Raw genomic sequence first — 22,501 nt, forward strand, 5'->3', positions numbered from 1 at the left:
CGGTTGTTTCTGCATGTTGATGTTGCCCGTTGTTGCTTGCGGGGATCACCCAATTCTGCCCAAATGAGCCATCGCCATGCCGAAGACCAGTGCGCGCGTCACCATTGACCGCGACTTCATGCGTTCCCTAACGCCTTCGGGGACATTTACCGGCCTGTGCGTACACGTCACGGCTGCCGACTCCAGTGCGGTACAGCCTTCGCTTTCGCGAACCGGATAGCAAGTTTGGACGCAAGCGAATTGGCGTTTACCCGGTCATGTCCGCTGCCCAGGCGCGGGAAGCGGCGCGCTGCTAACGGGCCATCAATATTCGCGCATGCCTGCTTTCGCTTCTGGTTACTTCTCGCGCATACCGCTTATGCGTGGCTAAGCGTCAATCTCATCAACAAAAATTACGCAATTCAATTCCAATCAGCTTTCGAATCCGATACGTTCGTTATCCATAACAACAGTCAGGATAACGACATGGACAAGTCAGAAGTCGTTCATTGGGTGGCCACCATCGGTTCGACAACCGAGCGCGGCGGCCGAGTTTCGAAGGTATCAAGCGGCGCGGAATTCGACGGCTTCAAAGCCGCGCTTGTCGGCGATACCGTCACGTATGACGATGGAACCGAAGCCACCATTCTTGACGGCTCAGGAAGCGGAGACGATTCCGGGGCTGTTCGAACCGGGATATGTACCGCCTTATGCCGCGGATTCTGGAGTGAACCATGCGTAAAGCTGCTGTGCGCCACGGCGATCCAACGACTACGCGGGGATGCGTTATCGCCTATTCATCGACCATCTTCGATGGCGGAAGGCAAGTTGCCCTTAGCGGTGACGAAGCCACCTGTGGAACGTGTAAAGGCGCTTTCAAGATATTCGGTACCGGCGACAGTATGACCGAGAAGACGCGCAGCGTTGTCGTTGAAGGCGACAGGGTTCTTTGTCCATGTGGCAAAAACCGAGTTATCGTCGGGAGTAATCCGGGTATCTTTCTAGAAGTTGACAGCGACAGAGATTGCGTGCGCTTTTGGTCGTAATGAAGGGCCTTGAGCCGAAAAACTTTATCCGCCCCGACCCGGAAAAAGAACGCGTTCTCGGATGCGTGCCGAATTCGGACACGCGCGGGGAAGTGGCACATGTTTGCGGACCTGATACGGCGACGCATACCATTGCGATTACTCGGAACTTCTGCGACCTACCAGAGACGACCGCAGGTACGCTGTCTTCCATGCAACTCACCATCGTGCACGAATGCACTCACTTCTATGACACTTTTGGAGCACTCGATTACAAAAATACTTACGGGCCACGCCTTTGTTTGCAACTCGCACAAAGTGAGCCGGACATGGCAATCAAGAATGCCGATAACATCGCTTTTTACGTACTTGCTTCTGACTCTTTCTCTTCTGGTCTGCGAGTCTGACGAAGCGAGAGCGTGTAGCTTTGCAATGCAGTATGGAACAAGGCTTGAAGGATCAGCAACGACCCTTTCCAATGAGGATCGGGTTCGTCTCGCGGAGTTGGTAATTTCGGTACGTGGCAGCGTAGCGGACAGGGGACCGGTTTCCGTGTATGGTTTCGCCGATGAACATCAACCTGATGCGCAACGCATTGCTGATAGGCGGGCGAAAGCGGCAAGCGGCTATCTTCAGAATCTCGGAGTAGCGGCAGGCAGGATTACAGCGACGACCGAGATTTGGAGAAACACCGCAGCGACTCCGCCGACTGTAAGGAATCAAATTGAAATCGAGTTTCTGCCGCGCTGCTCGCCCGGAGATTGTCCAAACCCGTGCGGCCAGACGTCCCCCGGTAATCCTTGATCCGCGAGTCTGAACTGCTACGGGAGAGAACTCGTCGCCCTGTCTGGCAGAGAAGATGTTTGCCGGACGCAGCTAGACTTGGACTCGTAACCAGCTTTTCAATGTAGCACATTGGCCGCGCGGCACGCGTGCGGCTCTTTTTTGTCGTCGCGCATTCAAGCGCCGCACGCACCATGTCTGTACTTGTTAATACGGTGGTGCGAGAAATCTCTCATAGAAGCCGCCACCGCCTTCGGATAGACGCCATACCACCCCGCCCGCGTGAGCGGGATTGTTCGCTGATTGGTGGAAAGGGCATTCATGCATCGAAGGAAGCACGGCGCGCGAACGACAAAAAACCCGCTCGATGGCGGGTTTGATAGTGCGACGGTTTGCCGGATTCTTGCCGACTTTGCCCACACAGCGCCCAAATCTGGAATAAATGCTACGCCCAAAATTCGGACAATCGTGCACGCCTTGCTGATATTGGTTGCGGGGGTAGGATTTGAACCTACGACCTTCGGGTTATGAGCCCGACGAGCTGCCAGACTGCTCCACCCCGCGTCCGTCGAAGAAAAGATTATAAGTCATCGCTTACCTGGACGCAATGCCTCGTTTGCTTCGATCGAAGACAAAGCGCGACCATAGAAGAGCCGGGCCTGCGTCGAAGCGTCCCGGTTCGACGCAAAGAGCCATGAAACACGCGTGGCATAATCATCCGCTCAGCAACGTCCATACAACGACAACGGATCGGGCAAGGCATGCATCACTTGCGTCGGGGCATCATCGGGAAGATCGGCGGGATCGCGGCGATATGCGCGATGCTGTTGCTCTCGCTCGCGCCCGTCGCATCGCAGGCACTCGAGCGTGCGCGCATGGAGTCGTTGCTCGCGTCCGTGTGCGCAGCCGATGCGCATGCGTCGCGGCTCGAGCAGGAGCCGGGCGCACATCATGCGAAGCACGACGCGCTCGGTCATCTGCAAGCCTGCGCCTATTGCGATCTCATCGCGCACGCGCCCGCGCCGCCCTCGTTGCAACAGCGCTTTGGCGTTGGCTTGACGAAGCGCGAAGCGTTCGATGCGAACCATTTTGCCGACGCGCCTCGCCGCGACCTCATCAGCGCCGCGCAACCACGCGCCCCGCCCGCCCTCGTCTGACTCGCGCTCTCACGCATAGGCTTCGCCCATCGCATCACGCGACGGTGCAAAGCAGCGTCTTCCATTCGAACATCGCGGACATCGCTCGCAGCGCGCGACGCTTCGAGCACGCAAGGATACGTCATGAGGTCATCATCGTTCGTGCGCGGCGCGCTCGCGCTCGCATTCATCGGTGCGGCGCAATTTGCGCTCGCCCACGCATTGCCGAAGCTGCAAAACCCCGGGCCCGGCGCGACCGTCAGCGCGCCCCACGAAGTCGCGATCGACTTCGGCGAAGCGCTCGAGCCGACCTTCAGCAAGCTCGTCGTCACCGATGCCGGAGGCACGCAAGTCAACACCGCGAAATCCGTCGTCGATGCCAGCGACAGGAAGCACATGAGCGTCGCGCTCGGCCACCTCGCGCCGGGCGTCTACAAGGTGCAATGGACCGCGGTCGCCGCGGACGGGCATCGCACTCAAGGTCACTACAACTTCACCGTCAAGTGAGGCAACAATGAAGAAAATCGCTGTACTCGCGGGCGCGCTCGCTTGCGCATCCATCGCCCAGGCCGCGACGCTCGAAGGCCGCGACTGCTGGATTCGCGCGATGCCGCCCAACCTGCCGTCGTCGGGCTACTTCGCCATCGCCAACAACGGCGACAAGCCCGTGACGCTTACGGGCGTACAAACGCCCGCGTTCGGCATGGCGATGATGCACAAGTCCGAGAACAAGGGCGGCACGGCGACGATGTCGCCCGTCGATTCCGTCGACGTGCCCGCCCACGGCACCCTGAGCTTCGCGCCGAAGGGCTATCACCTGATGCTGGAAGAACCCGGCAAGCCGCTCAAGGTCGGCTCGACGGTTCCGCTCACGCTTTCGTTCGCGGACAAGTCCACGCTCGAGGTGAGCTGCGCCGTGAAGTCGGCGGCGGCGACCGGTCACTGATCTCGTTCGCTTCGCGCGTCGAGCACCGCATCGAGCGCCGATAAAACGAAGCGCGCCGGGCTCGATGCCCGGCGCGCGTTTTTCATGCTCGACGAATCGAACGCTTATGGCTTGTTGAACATGTCCATGATCTGCTTGCGCTCGTCGGTCGTGACTTGCGGCGGCGCCTGCATTCCCGCCGGACCCACGCCGCCCATCGTGGTGGCGTCCCCCGCCATCGGATTGGTGTTGTCCAGCCCGATGCTCGCGACGAAGCCCGCACCCGGCGTGCGATCGGCATAGAACAATTCGCCGTCGACGGTCGTCACGCCGTCCGGCTTCGGCATCTGCTCCTGCGGAATGCCGCGCAGCGCGCGTCCCATGTAATCGACCCAGATCGGCAATGCGAGCTGCGCGCCGAACTCGCGGCTGCCGAGCGTCTTGGGCTGGTCGTAGCCCATCCACGCTACCGCGACGAGTTGCTTCTGATAGCCCGCGAACCAGCCGTCCTTCGCGTCGTTGGTCGTGCCGGTCTTGCCTTGCAGGTCGTTGCGCTTCAGCGCGTTGGTGCCCGAGCCGGTGCCCTGCGTCGCCACCGTGTGCAGCAGGCTGTTCATGATGTACGCGTTGCGCGGCTCGAGCGTCTGCGGCGCGTTGCTGCCGGCCGTGAGCGGATTGGCGCGCGAGATCACGGTGCCGCGCGCATCGGCGACTTCGGCGATCAGGTACGGATTGATGCGGTAGCCGCCGTTCGCGAACACCGAATACGCGCCGCTCAGCTGCAAGGGTGTGACGAGCCCGGCCCCCAGCGCGAGCGGCAGATAAGGCGGCGTCTTGTCCTTGTCGAAGCCGAACTTCTGCGTGACGAAGTCCTGTGCGTAGTTCGTGCCGATATACGACAGGATGCGGATCGACACGAGATTCTTCGATTTCTGCAAGCCGGTGCGCATCGACATCGGGCCGTCGGGCTGGTCGTCGTCCTTCGGCTCCCATGCGTCGCCGCCGGGCGTGGCCGCCGGGAAGTGCAGCGGCGCATCGTTGATGATGGTCGCGGGTCCGATGCCTTTATCGAGCGCCGCCGAATAGATGAACGGCTTGAAGCTCGAGCCCGGCTGACGCCACGCCTGCGTCACGTGATTGAACTTGTTCTTGTTGAAGTCGAAGCCGCCGACGAGCGCGCGGATCGCGCCGTCCTGCGGCATCATCGACACGAGCGCGCCTTCTACCTGCGGCAGTTGCGTGATCTGCCAGTTGCCCTTGTCGTCCCTCGTGAGGCGCACGATCGCGCCCGGCTTGATCGCGAGCGCCTTCGACGCATTGCTGCGCAGCGCGGCCGCCGCGAAGCGCAGGCCGTCGCCGGAGACGGTCGCCGTATCGCCGCCGACGAACTGCGCCGTCACCTGCTTCGGGCTCGCCGCCGTGACCACCGCCGCGACGAGCTCGCCGTTGTCCGGGTGATCGACGAGCGCGTCCTCGATCGCCTCGGCGCGGTCGTCCGCGTTCGACGGCAAGTTGATATTGCCCTCCGGGCCGCGATAGCCGTGACGGCGTTCGTAATCCATCACGCCCTTGCGCACGGCGCGATAGGCGGCGTCCTGATCGGCGGAGTCGATGGTCGTCGTGACCGTGAGGCCGCGCGTATAGGTCTCTTCCTTGTACTGCGCGTACATCATCTGCCGCACCATCTCCGCGACATATTCGGCATGCACGCCGTACTCGGTGCCCGCGGACTTGGTGTGGATCTCCTCGGCCACGGCCCGGTCGTATTGCTCGCGCGTGATGAAGTTCAGATCCAGCATGCGCTTCAGGATGTACTGCTGACGCACCTTCGCGCGCTTCGGATTGACGACCGGGTTATACGCCGAGGGCGCCTTCGGCAGCCCCGCGAGCATCGCGGCTTCGGCGAGCGAGATGTCCTTCAGGTCCTTCCCGAAGTAGACCCGCGCGGCCGCCGAGAAGCCATACGCACGCTCGCCAAGATAGATCTGATTCATGTACAGCTCGAGGATCTGATCCTTCGTGAGCGCCCGTTCGATCTTGTACGCGAGCAGCATCTCGTAGATCTTGCGCGTGTAGGTCTTCTCGCTCGACAGGAAGAAGTTGCGCGCCACCTGCATCGTGATCGTGCTCGCGCCCTGCGATGCGCCGCCGTGCATCAGGTCGGCCATGCCCGCGCGCAGGATGCCGAGGAAGTCGACGCCGCCATGATCGTAGAAACGGTAGTCCTCGATCGCGAGCACGGCCTTCTTCATCTGATCGGGAATGTCCTGAAAGCGCACGAGGCTGCGGCGCTCCTCGCCGAATTCGCCGATCAGCACGTGATCGGCCGTATAGACGCGCAGCGGCACCTTCGGCCGATAGTCGATGAGCGCGTTCAGCGACGGCAGGTTCGGCTCCATGACGACGAGCGCATAGCCGACGATGAGCGCGCCCACCACCACGCCGATCGCCGCGAGACCCGCGAACCAGAGCGCGATGCGTGCGAAAACCGAGCGGCCGCCGCCCCTGCGATCGTTGCGGCCATTGCGGCCGTTACCACGATTGCCGCCATTGCGGCCGCCGCCGTCGCGGCCGCCCGAGTCGTTGCGTGAATCGTTGCGAGAGTCGTTCCAGCGGGGTTCGCGATCGTATCGCGAGGACTTCGATGAGTCGGGTCGTTTGATGATAGGCATGACTGGGTTCGTTCGGCGCTCTGTGAAAGCGCGCGCGCTGCCGCGCCGCGATGCGCCAATGCTCTGGCGCCAGTGCAAGGACGGGACGAGCGGATGAGCGGGCCGGATTCGACCGAAGCTAACAGCGCATTTTAAAGAATTCGGGCGCGCCGCTGCAAAACCGGTCGGACTTTTTTGTAAGCAAATGCCCTTGGACGCGCCGATTCCCGCCCGCGCGCGCATTCGTGCGGTTACCCACAGAAAGTGTTGAGAGCCTTGTGGACAACCGTATGAGAAAATAGGCAAGTCTTTGATCGCGTGCCTTTTTTGCGCGATGCTCATCGCTTGCGATGCGAGGGGGCCCGCACCCACGCACCGCGCGCAAACCGATATGATGGATGCACGGATTGCAGGTTCCCGGAACCCCGCGCGCGCACCCTGCGGTAAAGATGTCGTGCCGTTTGATGAACCGAAGTTGCGATCGCCTCGTTACGATCGCCTTACTGTTTGCGAGCCGCTCATGACGAACAAACCCAGCGAACGCATCGTCGTTTTCGTGACTCCCGCGCAAAAGCTGGCCATCAGCAAGACAGCGGATGCCCTCGGCATCAGCGTGAGCGAGCTCATGCGGCGCGCGGTGCTGAACTTCAACGCGACGAGCGAGCAGATCAAGGTTGCGGGCATCGTGGATCGCCTGCGCGTGCCCAAGGCGCCGGATGCGCTCGATGCCGCGCTGAAGAAGGTCGCGGCCAAAGCGGCCATGCGCGAGGCGCGCGACGCGGCGGCGGACGCGAGCAAGCGCGCCGCGCAGGCAGGCAGAGCGCCGCAAGCAAATCCCGCGTCCGCCACCTCCGGCGACGAAATCGAGCAGGACGCCGGTCACGACGACGACACGCAAGGCGCGGGCGAAGACGCCTCGCTCACCGGCGGCACGCGTTCCGGTCGCTGACGGCGCGGTGCCCGTTGTTGTTACGTCCGCCTTCCCCCTGCGTCGGCCGTGCGCGCCGTTACACTCCTTAACCTTCCGTTAAGTCCCGATTAAGCCACGGCATGCTCTAATGAGCGGGTATACCCGGCGTGAACGCGAACGTCGAATGTGAACGTCATATGACGCTTGCAATCCCGCGCGATGCGCCTCACATTCGAGCCGCGTGAGCACGCACGAGAAGCGTGCGCGCCGCTGTCTTCATCCAGGAGAAATACATGTCGCTTTTCGATTCCATCACTCGGACGGTCAAAGGTCTCTTGAACGACGCCGCCGACACCATGCAGGATCCCTCGCGCGACGCGCGCCAGATCGTGCGCGAGCTCGACGACAGCATCGCGAAGGCGGAGAACTCGCTCATCGAGATCGAAGCGCAGGTCGCGACGCAACAGAGCAAGCGCGACGCCGCCGCAGAAAAGGCGCGCAAGTATGAAGACGGCGCGAAGCGCGCGCTGCAGGGCGGCGACGAAGGCCTTGCGCGCGAGGCGCTCGCGGCGCAGGCCAACGCCGAAACGGAACGCGATGCGCTCGCGGCGGAACTGCAGACGCTGGAGCCTTCGGTCGAGCACCTCAAGACGCAGATCGCCGACATGCGCCAGCGCCGCAACGATCTCAACGCGCGCTCGAACATCCTTCAGGCGAAGCAGCAGATCGCGCAAGCCAAGGACACCGCGGCGACGGCGCTGGGCGGCATCGGCGGCAAGAATCTATCCGAGGATTTCCAGAAGCTCGAGGACAAGATCCAGCTCGCCAACGCGCGCTCCGACGCACGCCTGAATTCGGCCGACCAGAAGTCCGGCAAGGCGCTCGAAGACAAGCTCGCCGCGCTCAATCATGGTCCTTCGGTCGAGGATCGTCTCGAAGCGCTGAAGAAGCAGCTGAACACGCCGGCGCAGTGAGTTCCGGCATCTGAAAAGCGCACGCGCGGCGAACTCCCGGGCTCGCAGCGCGTCGCACGAATATGCGTTACCTTGAGCATGACCCTTCGCAGTACACGTTTGCAGCATCGACAGGAGACGGACGTTCATCGCGTCCGGCCCGCATCATGAAAAAGACTCTGACGGCCCTGGCATTGTCGCTGTCGCTCGCCTCCCCGCTCGCGTTCGCCGTGCCGACGGCGCAGCAGGTCGAGCAGTCGATGACCCAGGGCAACTGGCAGAAAGCCGACTCGCAGTTGAGCGAAGTCCTGGACGCGCATCCGAAGAATGCGCACGCGCATTACTTGTACGCACAGGTGCTCGATCGCGAGGGCCGCTACAGCGACGCCCTTTCGCATCTGCAGCAGGCGAAAACGCTTGATCCTTCGTTGAGCTTCACCGATCCGTCGCGCTTCGCCGCCACTCAGGCGCGCGTTCAGGCCGATGCGACGCGCGCCAGCATCTCGCCCCGCTCGGGCAATAGCTCGAACACGTCGACGGCGCAGAATCCGTTCAGTCCGGATCAGGCCGCCGCGCCGCAAAAGCACGGCCTCGGAATGGGCGCGTGGATCGGGCTCGCGGTGCTGATCGCGGCGATCGCGCTCGTGCTGCGCTGGGGCCTGCGACGCGCCCGCGCGCGCGACGATGGCCAGGCCGAGGACGACCGCCGCGCGCAGATCAAGCGCGCCACCGAACTGCTCAACGACGTGCGCACGCTCAAGCTCGACGTGCGGCTCTCCACGGCGCCCGGCCATGAGGCGCTTCTGCGAGACGTGGAAGGCACGGAAACGCAATTGCGCGAGATGGTCGAGTCCCTGTCCAACTCGAAGAATCCCGCGCCGCCGTATGCCGTCGAGGATCTGGAGAATCAGGTCGCGAGCCTGAAGGCGCGCGCAGAAGGAAGGCCCGATCCGAACGCCGCCCAGACCGGCGCGCAGAGTGCGTCGCCGTACGCGCAGGAAGCCGAGCGCTTCGGACGCAGCCAGCAGCAACCGTATCCGCCGCAAGGACCTTATCCGCCCAACGCGCCCTATCCGCCGCAGCAAGGGCAGCAGCCGCCCGTCATCATCCAGCAGGGCGGCGGCGGGTTCGGCGGCGGCATGGGCGGCCTGCTGACCGGCGTGCTGCTCGGCGAAGCGTTGTCCCACGGGCGCGACCGCGTGATCGAGCGCGAGGTGCCTGTCGATCGCCCGGCCCAGAACGACGGTGGCGGCCTGGATTTCGGCAACAACAACAACAACAACAACAACAACAACAACGGCGGCGGCCTCGACTTCGGCAACGGCTCGAACGACTGGAACGACGGCAGCGGCGGCGGCGACCTGGACCTCGGCAGCAACGACGACAGCTGGCGCGATTCCTGACTCGCGGCGCTCGCCCATGGAAGGCCCCGTTCGCGGGGCCTTTTTCATTTCCAGCGGGGAAATGGAAATCGAGCGAGCGCGCTCAGCCGCCTCCGCCGAGAAAGCGCAGCAGGCTCCAGAGAAACTTGAAGAAGCCGACGATGAATTCCCAGATGCGTTCGAGCTGATCCCAGCTCGCGGCACGCAGGAGAGCATGCAGGATCATGCCGGCGGGGACGCGCGGCGGCGAAGCGCCGCGCGCTCATGCGTTGGTAATAGGTGCATCGTGGAAAAAAGAAGGCGGCTCGCGCCGCCTTCCATCGCTATTGCAAAAGCCGCATGATAACCGGTCGCGCGAAGCGTCCCGCCGATCGTCAGCCCGCGGTCGAAATCAACCCTCCGCTTTCTTTTCCTCGCTTTCGGGCGGCAACTCGTCCGTAAGCGCTTCTTCCAGGCGCTTGAAAATGCGCCTGGTCGCGCCGCGCGACTGAAGCGCGAACAGCAGCAGCGAACGGCCCGTCACCTGATAGACATCGCCCGCGCCGAACTCCGGCAATTCCTCGCGGATCGGCGCGTTCGTGTCGATCAGACAGATCCATTCGTCCGGGCCCGGAATATCCGGCAGCGTGAAATCGACCACGTCGTGATACGCGTTCACGACGAGCAGCAGCGTCGCGTCGGAGGCGGGCTTGCGGATGCCCGTCGCCTGCGCGCGCCCGTCGATGACGAGCCCGAAGCAGCGCATGTTCGGATCGTCCCATTGCTCCTGCGTGAGCTCGTCGCCGCTCGGGCTCAGCCATTTGACGTCGACGACCTGCAAGTCCTCGTTGAATTCGCCCGTCAGGAAGCGCTGGCGCCGCAGCACCGGCAGCGTGTGACGCAGCGTCGTCAGCTTGCGCACGAATTCGGTGAGCGCGCGGCCGTCGTCGTCGATGTCCCAGTTCACCCAGCTGATGTCGTTGTCCTGGCAGTACGCGTTGTTGTTGCCCTGTTGCGTGCGGCCAAACTCGTCGCCCGCGAGAATCATCGGCGTGCCTTGCGAGAACAGCAGCGTCGCAAGCATGTTGCGCTTCTGGCGCTCGCGCAGCGCGCGGATCTCGGGGTCGTCGGTCGGGCCTTCGACGCCGCAGTTCCACGACTTGTTGTCCGAGTGCCCGTCCTGGTTGTCCTCGCCGTTCGCCTCGTTGTGCTTCTCGTTGTAGGAAACGAGATCGTTCAGCGTGAAGCCGTCGTGCGCGGTGATGAAATTGACGCTCGCCCAGGGACGACGGCCGCGCTTGTTGAACTTGTCGCCGGACGCGGTCATGCGCGTGGCGAGTTCGGCCGCTTCGCCCTCGTCGCCCTTCCAGAACCCGCGCACCGTGTCGCGATAGCGGTCGTTCCACTCCGCCCAGCCGGGCGGGAAGCCGCCGACCTGATAGCCGCCCGGCCCGCAATCCCACGGCTCCGCGATGAGCTTGACGCTCGAGAGAATCGGGTCCTGCCGGCAGCTGTCGAGGAAGCCGCCGCCTTCGTCGAAGCCGTAGGGTTCGCGGCCGAGAATCGTCGCGAGATCGAAGCGGAAGCCGTCGACGTTCATCTCCGTCACCCAGTAGCGCAGGCTGTCGGTGACCATCTGCAGGACGCGCGGATGCGAGAGATTGAGCGTGTTGCCGGTGCCCGTATCGTTGATGTAGTAGCGCGGCTCCTCCGGCATCAGCCGGTAGTACGACGCGTTGTCGATGCCGCGGAACGACAGCGTCGGCCCGCGCTCGTTGCCTTCGGCGGTGTGGTTGTAGACCACGTCGAGAATGACTTCCAGCCCGGCCTCGTGCAGCCGGTCGACCATCTCCTTGAATTCGGCGATCACGCCCGGGCCGCGCGCGAAAAAGCGCGGATCGGCCGCGAAGAAGCCGATCGTGTTGTAGCCCCAGTAGTTCGTGAGGCCGCGATCGAGCAGATGGCTGTCGTTCACGAACGTTTGAATCGGCAGCAGCTCGACCGAGGTCACGCCCAGGCTCTTGATGTGCTCGACGACTTCCTTCTGTCCGAGCCCTTCGAACGTGCCGCGCATGTGCTCCGGAATCGCCGGATGCAGCTTCGTGTAGCCGCGCACGTGGGTCTCGTAGAAGATCGTGTGCTCCCACGGCACGCGCACGCGCGTCGGGTGCGTCCAGGAGAATGTCTGATCGACGACCTGGCACTTCTGCATGAAAGGCGCGCTGTCGCGCTCGTCGAAAGTGAGATCGTCGCCCTCGGCGCCGAGGGTGTAGCCGAACACGGCCGGGTCCCATTTCAACGTGCCGACGTGCGCCTTCGCGTATGGATCGAGCAGCAGCTTGTTCGGATTGAAGCGATGGCCGGCCTCCGGCTCGTACGGTCCGTGCACGCGATAGCCGTAGACGGTGCCCGGCTCGAGCCCGTGCACGTACACGTGCCAGACTTCGTCGGTGTATTCGGGCAACTCGATGCGCTGCGTTTCCTGCTCGCCCTTCTCGTCGAAGAGACACAGTTCGACCTTGGTCGCGTTCGCGGAAAACAGCGCGAAGTTGACGCCCTTCCCGTCCCAGGTCGCGCCGAGCGGAAAAGGGGAGCCTTCGGCAATGCGGAGTTCGTTCGGCATGAGATGATGTCTTCGAATGGTTGACGCCCCGGGCGTCGGAATCGTTCCTGGCATTGCACGGTGTGAAACGGATCGAAAGAAGCATGTCGCGTGCCCGTAAGCGCTGCCGGCGCGCCGCTTGCTTCGAGCGGCACATGATGTCCCCGAGGCTCGCGCAGCGAGCGCGCCGCGTGTAAAACGTTCCGGTCGGCTCCCCGCCACTACGCGCGGGAGCGCCGGATGCTCCGGCGTTCGACCAACGCCCGACACGCTCCCATCGTCGAAGGAGAACACGCCTTGTCCACGCGCCCCGGCTCTACCTCGACGAATTCCCAGATCAGCGGCACCGCCGAGGCGAGCCGCGCCGCCGGCCGCGCCCTGCGAGACGCCGTGCCCATCGAGGCGCACGGCGCCTGGACGCCCGAGCCCGACCGGCCGGACCCCGTCGAGCGCGTGCTGGCGGGCAACGCGGGCCGGCAGGAGCGGCTCATTCCGCTGCGCATGCAGCGCATGGCGGAGTCGCCGTTCGCCTTCCTGCGCGGCTCCGCCACGGTCATGGCCTGGGATCTGGCGAAGTCGCCCTCGATCGGCCACAACGTGATCATCGACGGCGACGCGCACATCAACAACTTCGGCCTCTTTCGCACGCCGCGCCAGGACGTCGTGTTCGACCTGAACGACTTCGACGAGACGCTCGTCGGTCCGTGGGAGTGGGATCTGAAGCGTCTGAGCGCGAGCATCAACGTCGCGGCGCGCGAGAATGACGTCGACGCCGCCGGGCGCGAGCGCGCAGTGCGCTCGGCCTGCGCGGCGTATCGCACGACGATGGCCGACCTTTGGCGGGTGAGCCCCTACGACCTCTGGCAGATGCGCTCCTACGCGAGCGCGCTGCACATGGACGCGCCGACGAGGCTCGACGCTGAAGAAAAAGTGACCATCGAGAGGACGGTCGAGCGCGCGATGAAGCGCTCGCACGCGACGATGCTCGCCAAGGTCGCCGAGCCGGCCGGCAAGAGCTGTCGCTTCAGGGTCGATCCGCCGATCCTCACGAAGCTCGACGCCGCCGAGAAAAATCATGTGATCGATGGACTGAAGGCGTATCTGCAGAGCATCGCGGGCGAGTGGCGCATGATGCTCGAACGCTACGACGTCGCGGATGTCGCGCATCGCGTGGTCGGCGTCGGCAGCGTCGGCACGCGCGCGTATCTCGTGCTGCTGCTCGGCCGCGCACTCGGCGACCCGCTTTTCATGCAGGTGAAGGAAGGCATCGTGCCCGCCGCCGCGCCCTTCGTGCCGCCGCTCGACGAGCCGTTTCGCCATCAGGGGCGGCGCGTCGTACACGGGCAGCGGCTCCTGCAGAGCTCGTCCGACACGCTGCTCGGCTGGACGACCATCTCCGGCCGCGATTTCTACGTGCGGCAGATGAAGCAGATCCGCGGCTCGATTCCGGTCGACTGGCTGCACGGCGCGACCTTCGATTACTACGCGTGGTGCCTGGGCCTCCTGCTCGCCCGGGCTCACGCGCGCACCGGCGACGCGGCGCTCATCGCGGGCTATTGCGGCAGTTCGGACAAGCTCGACGCGGCTTACGCGCTCTGGGCCGAGCGCTACGGCTCGCAGATGGTGGCGGACCACGCCGCGTTCTGCGCGGCGATCAGCACGGGCCGCGTGCCGACCGCGTGAAGCCGTATGCTTTATGACGCGCGGGCGGCGCGCAGTCGAATTGACTATCATTGACGGTGCCGCAACGAAACGCGCTCCGGTGTGAATAGTTGCGCGCGTTTCGCTGGCGATCCAATGGCATAGCCTTTGCTGCCGCCCGAGCCCGCAAAAAACCGTTTCGAACTCAACTGGAGGAAGCCGCGCATGAGCATGATTGAAGAATTCAAGAATTTCGCCCTGAAGGGCAACGTCATGGACCTCGCGGTCGGCGTCATCATCGGCGGCGCATTCTCGACGATCGTGAACTCCGTCGTGAAGGATCTGATCATGCCGGTGGTCGGTCTCGCCACGGGCGGCCTCGACTTTTCCAACCTGTTCATACGGCTCGGACAGATACCGCCAACCTACAAAGGCAATCCCGATTCGTACAAGGACCTGCAGACGGCGGGCGTCGCCGTGTTCGGCTACGGTTCGTTCATCACCACGCTGATCAACTTCATCATCCTCGCGTTCATCATCTTTCTGATGGTCAAGTTCATCAACAATCTGCGCAAGCCGGCCGAAGCCGCGCCGCCGGCGACCCCGGAAGACGTGCTGCTCCTGCGCGAAATTCGTGACGAACTCAAGAAGTCGCCGCGCGTCTAGACCGGCAAACTCGCCTGAATCCCGAGGAACCCGCGCGGCTCGCGCGGGTCTGCTCGTATGCACCCCGCCCCGTTGGTGCGCCCCCCCGCTTTTTTCTTTACGAAAGCTGTTCGCGCGGGTAGCAGCAGGACTATTATTGGGATAGATGCTCAGAGGGATGCCAAGCGGGCCGCCAAACGGTCAACGGCACGAATCGTGCGCCAGAGGCGTGCATCGGCACCAGCCGGTCGCGAATTTCAATGGCCCGAATCACCGTGACCTATTCACATCGATGCGCTATAAAAGATCGACGTGCGGCGCGCAAGACGGGAGTGGCCGCATGAGGACGCTGCGTTTCTTGCAATTCTTTTTCAGGCGAATTTTTATGTCCTTCCCGAAAAAGCGTAAACGCGTGAAGGCCGAAGGCGATGAGTCTTTTCTCGCCGTGCTCCGGCACTTCAGGCCGTTCGGTCAGCTCGACACCAAGATTGCACGAGCTCGCGCCCAGGACGAGCCGGTACTTTACGCACATGTCCTGCCGGGGCTCGATGTCCTGCTGTGCAGCGTGCGGGGCGCACAGCCGCCGTATCCGGCCATCGACGAGCTGCACAGGCGCTGTGTCGAATCGATCACCAACGCGCTCGAGCAGCCGCTCGACGGACTGGAGAACGGTGGTTACTGGTACGAGGCGAACGGTTTCGGTTTCCTTGTCTTCGCGAGCCGCGCCCGCGCGCAGATTCTGAGCGAATTCGGCGCGACGGTCTCGGCACGCAGGCGCCGCGGCACGCGCCGCCAGGATGCCGGCGACGCCGCCTCCCGTCCGCTGCGTTGAGCGCTCACTGGCCCTGTTCCGAATCCCTTGTTGCTTCCTGATCACGCCGACCTCGTTCACGAGGCTCGGCGCGCCTTCCCGCGCAGCCCGCGGCAACACCGCGCAAACCCTGACTATTCCCGCACTCTTTCCTGTCCTTTAATGGAAGCCACGCGCTCGCGCACGCCGGCGAGCGCGGTCCTCTTCCCTTCGACGCTGACGCCTTGCCCCCGCGCTTTCACGGCGCGCGCCTTGCTGCACTGAAATCGCAAGCTTTCCGCGACGAAGCTGTCGCGCTGGCCGATCCATCACTACAAGGAGAACACCATGTCGGAACACGTCTACAAGCAGATCGAACTCACCGGCTCCTCGCCGCAGTCGAGCGACGAAGCCGTGCGCGTCGCACTGGCGAAGGCCTCCAAGACGCTGCGCAACATGCACTGGTTCGAAGTGGTGGAAACACGCGGGCACATCGAGGACGGCAAGGTCCTGCACTGGCAGGTGACGATCAAGGTGGGACTGCGCATCGACGATTGACGCATTTTCCCGGGCCATGAAAAAACCGCGCTTCGTCTCGCAACGAAGCGCGGTTTGTTTTTCCGCAGCCTGAAAGAGCGCGCTTACTTCGGCAGCGAGCCGTCCACGCCTTCCACGTACCAGTTGATGCGCTGCAGTTCCGGATCGGACAGGGTCTTGCCGGCCGGCACCTTTTCCGCGCCCGACTGATCCTTGATCGGGCCGCTGAACACGTCCCACTTGCCGGTATGAAGTTCGTCACGCTTCGCGGCGACCGCCTGCACCGCCTTCGCGGGAATCACGCCGCTGTTCAGGTCTTCGAGGTCCACGGCCTTCTGCGGAATGCCGAGCCACACCGGATCGTTCTTCCACTTGCCGTCGAGCACCTGCTGGATCACGGCGTTGTAATAGACGCCCCAGTGGGCGACCACCGAGCCCAGGTGCGCATTCGGGCCGAACTTCTTCATGTTCGAATCCCAGCCGAAGGCCCAGACGTGCTTCTCGTTCGCCGTGTTGAGCGTCGCGTTGGAGTCCGTGTTCTGCAGCAGCACGTCGGCGCCCTGGCCGATCAGCGTTTCGGCCGCCTGCTTCTCCTTGCCCGGATCGAACCAGCTGTTGATCCAGATGACCTTCGTGTGGATCTTCGGATTCACCGAGCGCGCGCCCATCGTGTAGGCGTTGATGTTGCGCACCACTTCGGGAATCGGCACCGAAGCGACGAAGCCGAGCGTGTTCGTCTTCGTCACATAACCCGCGGCGACGCCCGCGAGATACGCGCCCTGATACATGCGCACGTCATAGGTGCCGAAGTTCTTCGCCTTCTTGAAGCCGGTCGCCGTGAGGAAGATGGTGTCCGGGAAATCCTTCGCGACCTTCAGCTGGAAATCCTGATAGCCGAAGCTCGTGCCGAAGATGATCTTGTTGCCCTTGTTCGCGAGATCGCGGAACACGCGCTCCGAGTCCGCCGATTCCGGCACGTTCTCCACGCGCGTGATCTTGATCTTGTTGCCGTACTTCGCCTCGGCTTCCTTGCTGCCCGCATCGTGCGCGAAGGTCCAGCCCGCATCGCCCGGATTGCCGAGATAGACGAACGCGACGCCGGGCGCATCGGCCGCCTGCGCGCTCAGCGCCGCGACGGTGGCGGACAGCGCGACAGTGGCCGTGATCGCCTTCAGCCATGGTTTATTCATTGTGATTCTCCTGGTCGATGTTGTGTGTGAAACGAAAACTTCCGCGCGGCCCGCGCCAGTTTCGCCGGTCAAAAATGTCGATGGAACCGGACGCCTGCGGGAGTGCTGTGTATGAGCAACACCGATCAGCTCGCCGCAAAGAACGGCTTGCCGAGCGATGCCGGCGCGTTGAGCTTGATGGTGTTCGGATTGCGCGAGATCAGCACGAGCACGACGATGGTCGCGATGTACGGCAGCATCGCGAGGAACTGCGTCGGCACGGGCACGCCGACGGCCTGCGCGTAGAACTGCAGCGCCATCACCGCGCCGAAGAGCAGCGCCCCGATCAAAAGGCGCCCCGGGCGCCAGGTCGCGAACACGACGAGCGCGAGCGCGATCCAGCCGCGCCCCGACGTCAGCTGCTCCTGCCAGACGTGCAGATAGACGATCGAGTAATAGCCGCCCGCGATGCCCGCCATCGCCCCGCCGAAGAGCGTTGCGCCGTAGCGCACGCCCACGACCGGAAAGCCCACCGAATGCGCGACCGCAGGCGATTCGCCGACCGAGCGCAGCACGAGCCCCGCGCGCGTCTTGTACAGGAACCAGCCGATCACGGCGAACATGATGAACGCGAGATAGCCGAGCGGGGTGAGCGAGAAGACCGCGGGGCCGAGCACGGGAATGTTCGCAAGGCCCGGAATCGGCATCACGTCGATGCTCGAGCGCACGGCGGCCGAGGTGTACGGCTTGCCGACATACGCCGAAAAGCCGATGCCGAAGATCGTCAGCGACAGGCCCGTGGCGACCTGATTGGCGAGCATCGTGATGGTGAGAAAGCCGAAGAGCAGCGACATCGCGAGTCCGGCGAACACGGAAGCCACGATGCCGAGCCACGGATTGCCGGTGATCGCGGTGACGGCGTAGCCCGTGACCGCGCCCATCAGCATCATCCCTTCGACGCCCAGGTTGAGCACGCCCGACTTCTCGGCGACGAGTTCGCCCGCGCCCGCGTACATTAGCGGAATCGCCGCGATGACGGCGCTCGAGGCGAGATTGCTGGCTTGATTGATGTCCATTTTCTTATAGCCTCGTTATGCGGCGTGATGCACGGGCGTGCGGCGCTTGATGCGGTAGTTCACGAAGAGATCGCAGCCGAGCAGGCAGAACAGCAACAGCCCCTGGAACACGCCTGCGAGCGCCTGCGGCAGTTGCAGCGAGGTCTGCACCGCTTCGCCGCCGAGATAGAGCAGCGCCATCAGAAGGCTCGCGAGCACGATGCCCACCGGATGCAGGCGTCCCACGAACACCACGATGATCGCCGTGAAGCCGTAGCCCGGCGACCAGCCCGCCTGAAGCTGCCCGATCGGCCCGGCGACTTCGCCCATGCCGGCGAGTCCCGCGAGGCCGCCAGAAAGCAGCAGCGAGGTCCAGATCGTCTTCTTGTCGGAGAAACCGGCGTAGCGCGCGGCGAGCGGCGCGAGCCCGCCGACGTTCATCCGGAAGCCCGCGAAGCTCTTGCGCATGAAGAGCCACACGCACGGAATCGCGATGACCGTCAGGAACACCGAGGCGTTGATCCGCGTGCCCTTCAGCCACGCCCAGTGCCAGTCGCCGTAGAGGCGCGGGAACAGCGCGTCGTCGCCGAACATCGCCGAGATCGGGAAGTTCATGCCTTCCGGGTCGCGCCACGGGCCGCTCACCAGATAGATGAGCAACTGCGTCGCGACGTAGGTGAGCATCAGGCTCGTCAAAATCTCATTGGTGTTGAAGCGGCTCTTGAGCAGCGCGGGGATCGCCGCCCACGCCATGCCGCCCGCGATGCCGCCGATCATCATGAGCGGCAGCGTCCACCAGCCGGACGCATCGCCCACGTGAATCGCGATGCCGCCCGCGACGATTCCGCCCAGCAGCATCTGCCCTTCCGCGCCGATATTCCACACGTTCGCGCGATAGCCGACCGCGAGCCCCAGCCCGATCAAACACAGCGGCGAGGCCTTCAGCACGAGCTCGGACCAGCCGTTGATGCTCGAGAGCGGCTCGATGAAAAACGCGTGCATCGCGCGCAGCGGGTCCTGCCCGACCAGGCTGAAGATCAGGAAGCCGATCACGAGCGTCGCGATGGCGGCAACGACCGGCACGGCGAGCTGCATGACGCGCGAGGGTGCCGGGCGCGCTTCGAGTCGATAGGGGAAGATCATCGTGCTTATTGCGTCCGGATTAATGCTTCAAGAGAGAGTCGGGTTCAGCCGCGGGCGCGCGCTTGCCTTCGAAAAGTCCGGCCATGAAGAGGCCGATTTCCTCCGCGTTGGTCTGGCTCGTCTGGCGCACAGGCGAGAGCTCGCCGCGCGCGATCACGGCGAGCCGGTCGCAGATGTCGAAGAGCTCTTCCAGTTCTTCCGAGATCACGAGGATCGCGACGCCGCGCGCCGCGAGGTCGAGCAACTGCTGGCGGATGAAGCCCGCCGCGCCCACGTCGACGCCCCAGGTCGGCTGCGCGACCACGAGCACCTTCGGCTCCTGGAGAATCTCGCGCCCGACGATGAACTTCTGCAGGTTGCCGCCCGAGAGGCTTTGGGCGAGCGCGCCGCTGCCGCCGCAGCGCACGTCGAACGATTTGATGCAGCGGTCCGCGAACGCTTTCACCGTGTTCGACCTGATCCAGCCGCCGCGCACCATGCTTTCGCGATGCGCGGTGAGCAGGCCGTTCTCGGCGAGCGACATCGCCGGGACCGCGCCGCGTCCGAGGCGCTCTTCCGGCACGAACGCGAAGCCCAGGCGCCGGCGCGCGCCCGCCGTGAGCCGTGCGGCGGGCGCGCCGCAGATCGACACCGCATCGGGCGCCACGTGCCTGTCGCGGATCTCGCCCGAGAGCGCCGCGAGCAGTTCCGCCTGGCCGTTGCCGGACACGCCCGCGATGCCGAAGATCTCGCCCGCGTGCACGGAGAACGACACGTTCTCGAGCGACGTGCCGAACGGATCGGGGCTCGCCACCGACAGATCCTTCACCGCGAGCCGCACCTCGCCGGGCGTGTGCTCGCGCCGCGTGTAGTCCGGCAGCGAATGGCCGACCATCAACTGGGCGAGCGACGCATGCGTTTCCTTGCGCGGATCGACGTTGCCCGTGACGCGCCCGCCGCGCATCACGGTGGCGTTCTCGCAGAGCGACTGGATTTCGTCGAGCTTGTGGCTGATGTAGAGAATGCTGCAGCCTTCGGACGCGAGCCGGCGCAGCACCTTGAAGAGCTTCTGGACCGCCTGCGGCGTGAGCACCGAAGTGGGCTCGTCCATGATGAGCAGCCGCGGATTCTGCAGCAGGCACCGCACGATTTCCACGCGCTGCCGCTCGCCGACCGTCAGGCTATGCACGTGGCGCTGCGGATCGACGTCGAGCCCGTAGTCCTTCGACACCTCGCGGATGCGTTTGGACAAGGCCTTCATGTCGAACTTCTCGTCGAGCGCGAGCGCGATGTTTTCGCCGACGGTCAGGGTCTCGAACAGCGAGAAGTGCTGGAACACCATGCCGATGCCGAGCTTGCGCGCGGCCGCCGGGCTGCCGATCTCGACGGCTTCGCCCTGCCAGCGGATCTCGCCCTCGTCGGGGCGTACGGCGCCGTAGATGATCTTCATCAGCGTCGATTTGCCCGCGCCGTTCTCGCCGAGCACGGCGTGGATTTCGCCCGGCATGACGACGAGGTTCACGCCGTCGTTCGCCTTGACGGACGGGTACTGCTTGCTGATGCCGGACAACGCCAGGCGCGGTGGCGTCGTCGACGTGTTGATGGCGTCGCCCATTGAGATCCAGAAATGCGCCCGGCCACCGAGCAGGCCGGACTGGAAAAAGTTACCGCGAGACCGGTGCGCGACATCTCGACGTCGCGCATGCTGGGCCGCGGGCAGAATTTACAGAATTCGGGACACTAAGTCGATCACTCAAAATAACGCGCCAAATCCCGTGCAGGCGGTATTTGCGGGTAAGCCACACCTTGACGAAATTTTTGCGACATATTAAAAATGATATGTAGCGCCCCCGCATCGATCAGCCAGAACATATAGTGGAGACAACATGAGTCAGCAACGCGAGGCGATCGATACGTATTTATTGCGCGTCTTGCATACCCTCCTGATGGAACGCAGCGTGACCCGCGCCGCCGTCAAGCTCAATCAGTCGCAACCCGCCATCAGCGCGGCGCTGCGGCGTCTGCGCGATATCACCGGCGACCCGCTGCTCGTGCGCGGCAAGTCCGGCATGGTGCCGACCGAATACGGCCTGCGCCTGCTCGAACCGACTCAAAACGCCTTGCGCGAAATCGAGCGCATCAAGGTCCAGCAGCACAGCTTCGATCCTTCGACGTCCGTGCGGTGTTATCGCATCGGCTGTCCGGACTATCTGAACGTGCTGTTCGTGCCGACGGTCGTCGAGCGTTTCCGCCAGGCCGCGCCCAATGCCACGCTCGAGTTTCATTCGCTCGGCCCCGCGTTCGATTACGAGCTCGCGCTCGAGGACGGCAAGCTCGATATCGTCGTCGGCAACTGGCCGGAGCCGCCCGAGCAATTGCACTTGTCGAATCTCTTCGTCGACAAGATCGTGTGTCTCGTCAGCAACACCCATCCGTTCGCCAAGCGCGGCGGACTCACGCTCGATCAGTATCTGAACGCGCCGCATCTCGCGCCGACGCCCTATTCCGTCGGCCAGCGCGGCGCCATCGACGTGCATCTCGCGCGCGAGCGGCTCAAGCGGCATGTCGTCGTCACGCTGCCTTACTTCAACCTCGCGCCTTACGTGCTCATCAAGTCGGATCTCGTGTTCACGACGACGCGGCTCTTCGCCGATCACTACGCGAAGTTCCTGCCGCTCGCGGTCGTGCCCGCGCCGCTCGATTTCCCGCCGATGCAGTATTACCAGCTTTGGCATGAGCGCTGTCACTACTCCGACGAAGTCCGCTGGCTGCGGGGGCTCGTCGCCGAGGCGACGCGGTCGTTGATCGATCAGCCGTGAGCTTTTTTCTGCGCTTGGCTTGTGCTTGTTCGTGAAGCTTGTTTTCTTGTCGGTCTAGTTGTCTTGCCCCTCCCCGGGGCGGGCGCGTTTTCTTTACAGCAGTGTATAACCGGCGCGAATCGCGACAGAATTCTACAAGTGGTGCCATGCGATGCTGAAACCTAGTTGCATTGCTCTGGCGGCTCGCGCGGCCGCCTGTATCCGACCCAAAGGCTTCGAGCGTTCCCCCCTCCAGCTCCGCGGTGCACCTCGCTTGCAAGCCGGTCCGTTGTTTCCGTGAGCGAAAACGGCTCCCGAGCTTAAAGCTGCGCGGTTACCTGAAAGCCGAACGTGACGCGTGACGTCGAGAGGCCCGACGGCTTGTAAAGCGGCGTGCCCGCGAACAGGTCGTAGCTCAA

Annotated in this window: 22 protein-coding genes, 1 tRNA gene and 1 pseudogene; 15 read left to right on the plus strand and 9 right to left on the minus strand. The window is 63.8% G+C overall.

The genetic code is table 11. The features are described 5' to 3' along the window. Window positions 1–465 precede the first annotated feature (465 nt). From AWB83_RS36435 to AWB83_RS37690, 4 genes are read left to right on the plus strand one after another with little or no spacing between them, the layout of a single operon-like run. Window positions 466–885: a PAAR domain-containing protein gene (locus tag AWB83_RS36435; RefSeq protein ID WP_159463026.1), complete on the plus strand. Its 420-nt coding sequence runs from the start codon at window positions 466–468 to the stop codon at window positions 883–885. Then, window positions 786–1,025: a PAAR domain-containing protein gene (locus AWB83_RS37625; protein ID WP_341866689.1), complete on the plus strand. Its 240-nt coding sequence runs from the start codon at window positions 786–788 to the stop codon at window positions 1,023–1,025. The genes AWB83_RS36435 and AWB83_RS37625 overlap by 100 nt, the downstream gene beginning before the upstream one ends. Continuing rightward, window positions 1,004–1,411: a M35 family metalloendopeptidase gene (locus tag AWB83_RS08810; RefSeq protein WP_159463027.1), complete on the plus strand. Its 408-nt coding sequence runs from the start codon at window positions 1,004–1,006 to the stop codon at window positions 1,409–1,411. Before AWB83_RS37625 ends, AWB83_RS08810 begins: the two co-directional genes overlap by 22 nt. A 25-nt stretch (window positions 1,412–1,436) precedes the next feature. Then, window positions 1,437–1,808 carry an OmpA family protein gene (locus AWB83_RS37690; RefSeq protein WP_374729096.1) on the plus strand — a complete coding sequence of 124 codons (372 nt, stop codon included), beginning with the start codon at window positions 1,437–1,439 and terminating at the stop codon, window positions 1,806–1,808. 466 nt (window positions 1,809–2,274) lie between these two features. On the opposite strand, the gene AWB83_RS08820 is transcribed toward AWB83_RS37690, so the two are convergent. Further along, window positions 2,275–2,351 (minus strand) — tRNA-Met (locus tag AWB83_RS08820). A gap of 197 nt (window positions 2,352–2,548) precedes the next feature. Between AWB83_RS08820 and AWB83_RS08825 the strand changes: the two genes are divergently transcribed. From AWB83_RS08825 to AWB83_RS08835, 3 genes are all read left to right on the plus strand, one after another. Next, the gene (locus AWB83_RS08825) at window positions 2,549–2,944 is read left to right on the plus strand and encodes a DUF2946 domain-containing protein (protein WP_087044295.1); all 396 of its coding nucleotides are present in this window, start codon (window positions 2,549–2,551) and stop codon (window positions 2,942–2,944) included. Window positions 2,945–3,067: 123 nt separating this feature from the next. After that, the gene (locus tag AWB83_RS08830; RefSeq protein ID WP_087044297.1) at window positions 3,068–3,430 is read left to right on the plus strand and encodes a copper resistance CopC family protein; all 363 of its coding nucleotides are present in this window, start codon (window positions 3,068–3,070) and stop codon (window positions 3,428–3,430) included. Between the two features lie 7 nt (window positions 3,431–3,437). Then, complete coding sequence (locus AWB83_RS08835) at window positions 3,438–3,869, plus strand: copper chaperone PCu(A)C (protein ID WP_087044299.1); 432 nt, start codon at window positions 3,438–3,440, stop codon at window positions 3,867–3,869. Window positions 3,870–3,973: 104 nt separating this feature from the next. Here AWB83_RS08835 and AWB83_RS08840 read toward each other — a convergent pair whose 3' ends face one another. Then, on the minus strand, window positions 3,974–6,520 hold the full coding sequence (locus AWB83_RS08840; protein ID WP_087044301.1) for a penicillin-binding protein 1A: 2,547 nt from the start codon (window positions 6,518–6,520) through the stop codon (window positions 3,974–3,976). Between the two features lie 499 nt (window positions 6,521–7,019). Between AWB83_RS08840 and AWB83_RS08845 the strand changes: the two genes are divergently transcribed. From AWB83_RS08845 to AWB83_RS08855, 3 genes are all read left to right on the plus strand, one after another. Next, window positions 7,020–7,448: a plasmid mobilization protein gene (locus AWB83_RS08845; protein WP_087044303.1), complete on the plus strand. Its 429-nt coding sequence runs from the start codon at window positions 7,020–7,022 to the stop codon at window positions 7,446–7,448. Between the two features lie 254 nt (window positions 7,449–7,702). Then, window positions 7,703–8,383 (plus strand): PspA/IM30 family protein, encoded by a 681-nt coding sequence (locus AWB83_RS08850; protein ID WP_087044394.1) that lies wholly within the window; start codon window positions 7,703–7,705, stop codon window positions 8,381–8,383. A gap of 146 nt (window positions 8,384–8,529) precedes the next feature. Then, the gene (locus AWB83_RS08855; RefSeq protein WP_087044305.1) at window positions 8,530–9,765 is read left to right on the plus strand and encodes a tetratricopeptide repeat protein; all 1,236 of its coding nucleotides are present in this window, start codon (window positions 8,530–8,532) and stop codon (window positions 9,763–9,765) included. Between the two features lie 82 nt (window positions 9,766–9,847). Here the strand turns inward: AWB83_RS08855 and AWB83_RS37535 are convergent, their stop codons facing one another. After that, window positions 9,848–9,970: a hypothetical protein gene (locus AWB83_RS37535; RefSeq protein WP_279629081.1), complete on the minus strand. Its 123-nt coding sequence runs from the start codon at window positions 9,968–9,970 to the stop codon at window positions 9,848–9,850. Window positions 9,971–10,135: 165 nt separating this feature from the next. Beyond that, window positions 10,136–12,346, minus strand: a complete 2,211-nt coding sequence (gene glgX / locus AWB83_RS08860; protein ID WP_087044308.1) for a glycogen debranching protein GlgX — start codon at window positions 12,344–12,346, stop codon at window positions 10,136–10,138. A gap of 276 nt (window positions 12,347–12,622) precedes the next feature. On the opposite strand from glgX, the gene AWB83_RS08865 reads away from it, so the two are divergent. The 4 genes from AWB83_RS08865 to AWB83_RS08880 all read left to right on the plus strand — a co-directional run bounded on the left by AWB83_RS08865 (window position 12,623) and on the right by AWB83_RS08880 (window position 15,959). Beyond that, window positions 12,623–14,008 (plus strand): DUF2252 domain-containing protein, encoded by a 1,386-nt coding sequence (locus tag AWB83_RS08865; RefSeq protein WP_087044309.1) that lies wholly within the window; start codon window positions 12,623–12,625, stop codon window positions 14,006–14,008. A 183-nt stretch (window positions 14,009–14,191) separates the two neighbouring features. After that, window positions 14,192–14,632 (plus strand): large conductance mechanosensitive channel protein MscL, encoded by a 441-nt coding sequence (gene mscL / locus AWB83_RS08870; protein WP_087044396.1) that lies wholly within the window; start codon window positions 14,192–14,194, stop codon window positions 14,630–14,632. A 319-nt stretch (window positions 14,633–14,951) separates the two neighbouring features. Beyond that, a complete protein-coding gene (locus AWB83_RS08875) occupies window positions 14,952–15,443 on the plus strand; it encodes a hypothetical protein (protein ID WP_050327003.1) in 492 nt (163 codons plus the stop codon). 306 nt (window positions 15,444–15,749) lie between these two features. Continuing rightward, window positions 15,750–15,959, plus strand: a complete 210-nt coding sequence (locus tag AWB83_RS08880) for a dodecin (RefSeq protein ID WP_087044311.1) — start codon at window positions 15,750–15,752, stop codon at window positions 15,957–15,959. An 83-nt stretch (window positions 15,960–16,042) separates the two neighbouring features. Here AWB83_RS08880 and AWB83_RS08885 read toward each other — a convergent pair whose 3' ends face one another. The 4 genes from AWB83_RS08885 to AWB83_RS08900 all read right to left on the minus strand — a co-directional run bounded on the left by AWB83_RS08885 (window position 16,043) and on the right by AWB83_RS08900 (window position 20,899). Further along, the gene (locus AWB83_RS08885; protein ID WP_087044313.1) at window positions 16,043–17,128 is read right to left on the minus strand and encodes a BMP family ABC transporter substrate-binding protein; all 1,086 of its coding nucleotides are present in this window, start codon (window positions 17,126–17,128) and stop codon (window positions 16,043–16,045) included. 125 nt (window positions 17,129–17,253) lie between these two features. Continuing rightward, complete coding sequence (locus AWB83_RS08890; RefSeq protein WP_087044315.1) at window positions 17,254–18,183, minus strand: ABC transporter permease; 930 nt, start codon at window positions 18,181–18,183, stop codon at window positions 17,254–17,256. Window positions 18,184–18,198: 15 nt separating this feature from the next. After that, window positions 18,199–19,305 carry an ABC transporter permease gene (locus AWB83_RS08895; protein ID WP_087044317.1) on the minus strand — a complete coding sequence of 369 codons (1,107 nt, stop codon included), beginning with the start codon at window positions 19,303–19,305 and terminating at the stop codon, window positions 18,199–18,201. 19 nt (window positions 19,306–19,324) lie between these two features. After that, window positions 19,325–20,899 carry an ABC transporter ATP-binding protein gene (locus AWB83_RS08900; protein WP_087044318.1) on the minus strand — a complete coding sequence of 525 codons (1,575 nt, stop codon included), beginning with the start codon at window positions 20,897–20,899 and terminating at the stop codon, window positions 19,325–19,327. Window positions 20,900–21,170: 271 nt separating this feature from the next. On the opposite strand from AWB83_RS08900, the gene AWB83_RS08905 reads away from it, so the two are divergent. Then, window positions 21,171–22,103, plus strand: coding sequence for a LysR substrate-binding domain-containing protein (locus AWB83_RS08905; RefSeq protein WP_087044320.1), 933 nt, complete (start codon window positions 21,171–21,173; stop codon window positions 22,101–22,103). 299 nt (window positions 22,104–22,402) lie between these two features. On the opposite strand, the pseudogene AWB83_RS37130 reads toward AWB83_RS08905, so the two are convergent. Continuing rightward, a pseudogene (locus AWB83_RS37130) lies at window positions 22,403–22,501 on the minus strand (peptide transporter); the annotation flags it as partial.

Source organism: Caballeronia ptereochthonis (genome assembly GCF_001545075.1).
Classification (GTDB): Bacteria; Pseudomonadota; Gammaproteobacteria; order Burkholderiales; family Burkholderiaceae; genus Caballeronia; species Caballeronia ptereochthonis.

What these genes read in the sequence shown, in the direction of transcription:
- AWB83_RS36435 (WP_159463026.1), top strand. Translation starts at nt 466, where the DNA reads ATGGACAAGTCAGAAGTCGTTCATTGGGTGGCCACCATCGGTTCGACA.
- AWB83_RS37690 (WP_374729096.1), top strand. Translation starts at nt 1,437, where the DNA reads ATGCAGTATGGAACAAGGCTTGAAGGATCAGCAACGACCCTTTCCAAT.
- AWB83_RS08825 (WP_087044295.1), top strand. Translation starts at nt 2,549, where the DNA reads ATGCATCACTTGCGTCGGGGCATCATCGGGAAGATCGGCGGGATCGCG.
- AWB83_RS08830 (WP_087044297.1), top strand. Translation starts at nt 3,068, where the DNA reads ATGAGGTCATCATCGTTCGTGCGCGGCGCGCTCGCGCTCGCATTCATC.
- AWB83_RS08835 (WP_087044299.1), top strand. Translation starts at nt 3,438, where the DNA reads ATGAAGAAAATCGCTGTACTCGCGGGCGCGCTCGCTTGCGCATCCATC.
- AWB83_RS08840 (WP_087044301.1), bottom strand. Translation starts at nt 6,520, where the DNA reads ATGCCTATCATCAAACGACCCGACTCATCGAAGTCCTCGCGATACGAT.
- AWB83_RS08845 (WP_087044303.1), top strand. Translation starts at nt 7,020, where the DNA reads ATGACGAACAAACCCAGCGAACGCATCGTCGTTTTCGTGACTCCCGCG.
- AWB83_RS08850 (WP_087044394.1), top strand. Translation starts at nt 7,703, where the DNA reads ATGTCGCTTTTCGATTCCATCACTCGGACGGTCAAAGGTCTCTTGAAC.
- AWB83_RS08855 (WP_087044305.1), top strand. Translation starts at nt 8,530, where the DNA reads ATGAAAAAGACTCTGACGGCCCTGGCATTGTCGCTGTCGCTCGCCTCC.
- AWB83_RS37535 (WP_279629081.1), bottom strand. Translation starts at nt 9,970, where the DNA reads ATGATCCTGCATGCTCTCCTGCGTGCCGCGAGCTGGGATCAGCTCGAA.
- glgX (WP_087044308.1), bottom strand. Translation starts at nt 12,346, where the DNA reads ATGCCGAACGAACTCCGCATTGCCGAAGGCTCCCCTTTTCCGCTCGGC.
- mscL (WP_087044396.1), top strand. Translation starts at nt 14,192, where the DNA reads ATGAGCATGATTGAAGAATTCAAGAATTTCGCCCTGAAGGGCAACGTC.
- AWB83_RS08875 (WP_050327003.1), top strand. Translation starts at nt 14,952, where the DNA reads ATGAGGACGCTGCGTTTCTTGCAATTCTTTTTCAGGCGAATTTTTATG.
- AWB83_RS08880 (WP_087044311.1), top strand. Translation starts at nt 15,750, where the DNA reads ATGTCGGAACACGTCTACAAGCAGATCGAACTCACCGGCTCCTCGCCG.
- AWB83_RS08885 (WP_087044313.1), bottom strand. Translation starts at nt 17,128, where the DNA reads ATGAATAAACCATGGCTGAAGGCGATCACGGCCACTGTCGCGCTGTCC.
- AWB83_RS08890 (WP_087044315.1), bottom strand. Translation starts at nt 18,183, where the DNA reads ATGGACATCAATCAAGCCAGCAATCTCGCCTCGAGCGCCGTCATCGCG.
- AWB83_RS08895 (WP_087044317.1), bottom strand. Translation starts at nt 19,305, where the DNA reads ATGATCTTCCCCTATCGACTCGAAGCGCGCCCGGCACCCTCGCGCGTC.
- AWB83_RS08900 (WP_087044318.1), bottom strand. Translation starts at nt 20,899, where the DNA reads ATGGGCGACGCCATCAACACGTCGACGACGCCACCGCGCCTGGCGTTG.
- AWB83_RS08905 (WP_087044320.1), top strand. Translation starts at nt 21,171, where the DNA reads ATGAGTCAGCAACGCGAGGCGATCGATACGTATTTATTGCGCGTCTTG.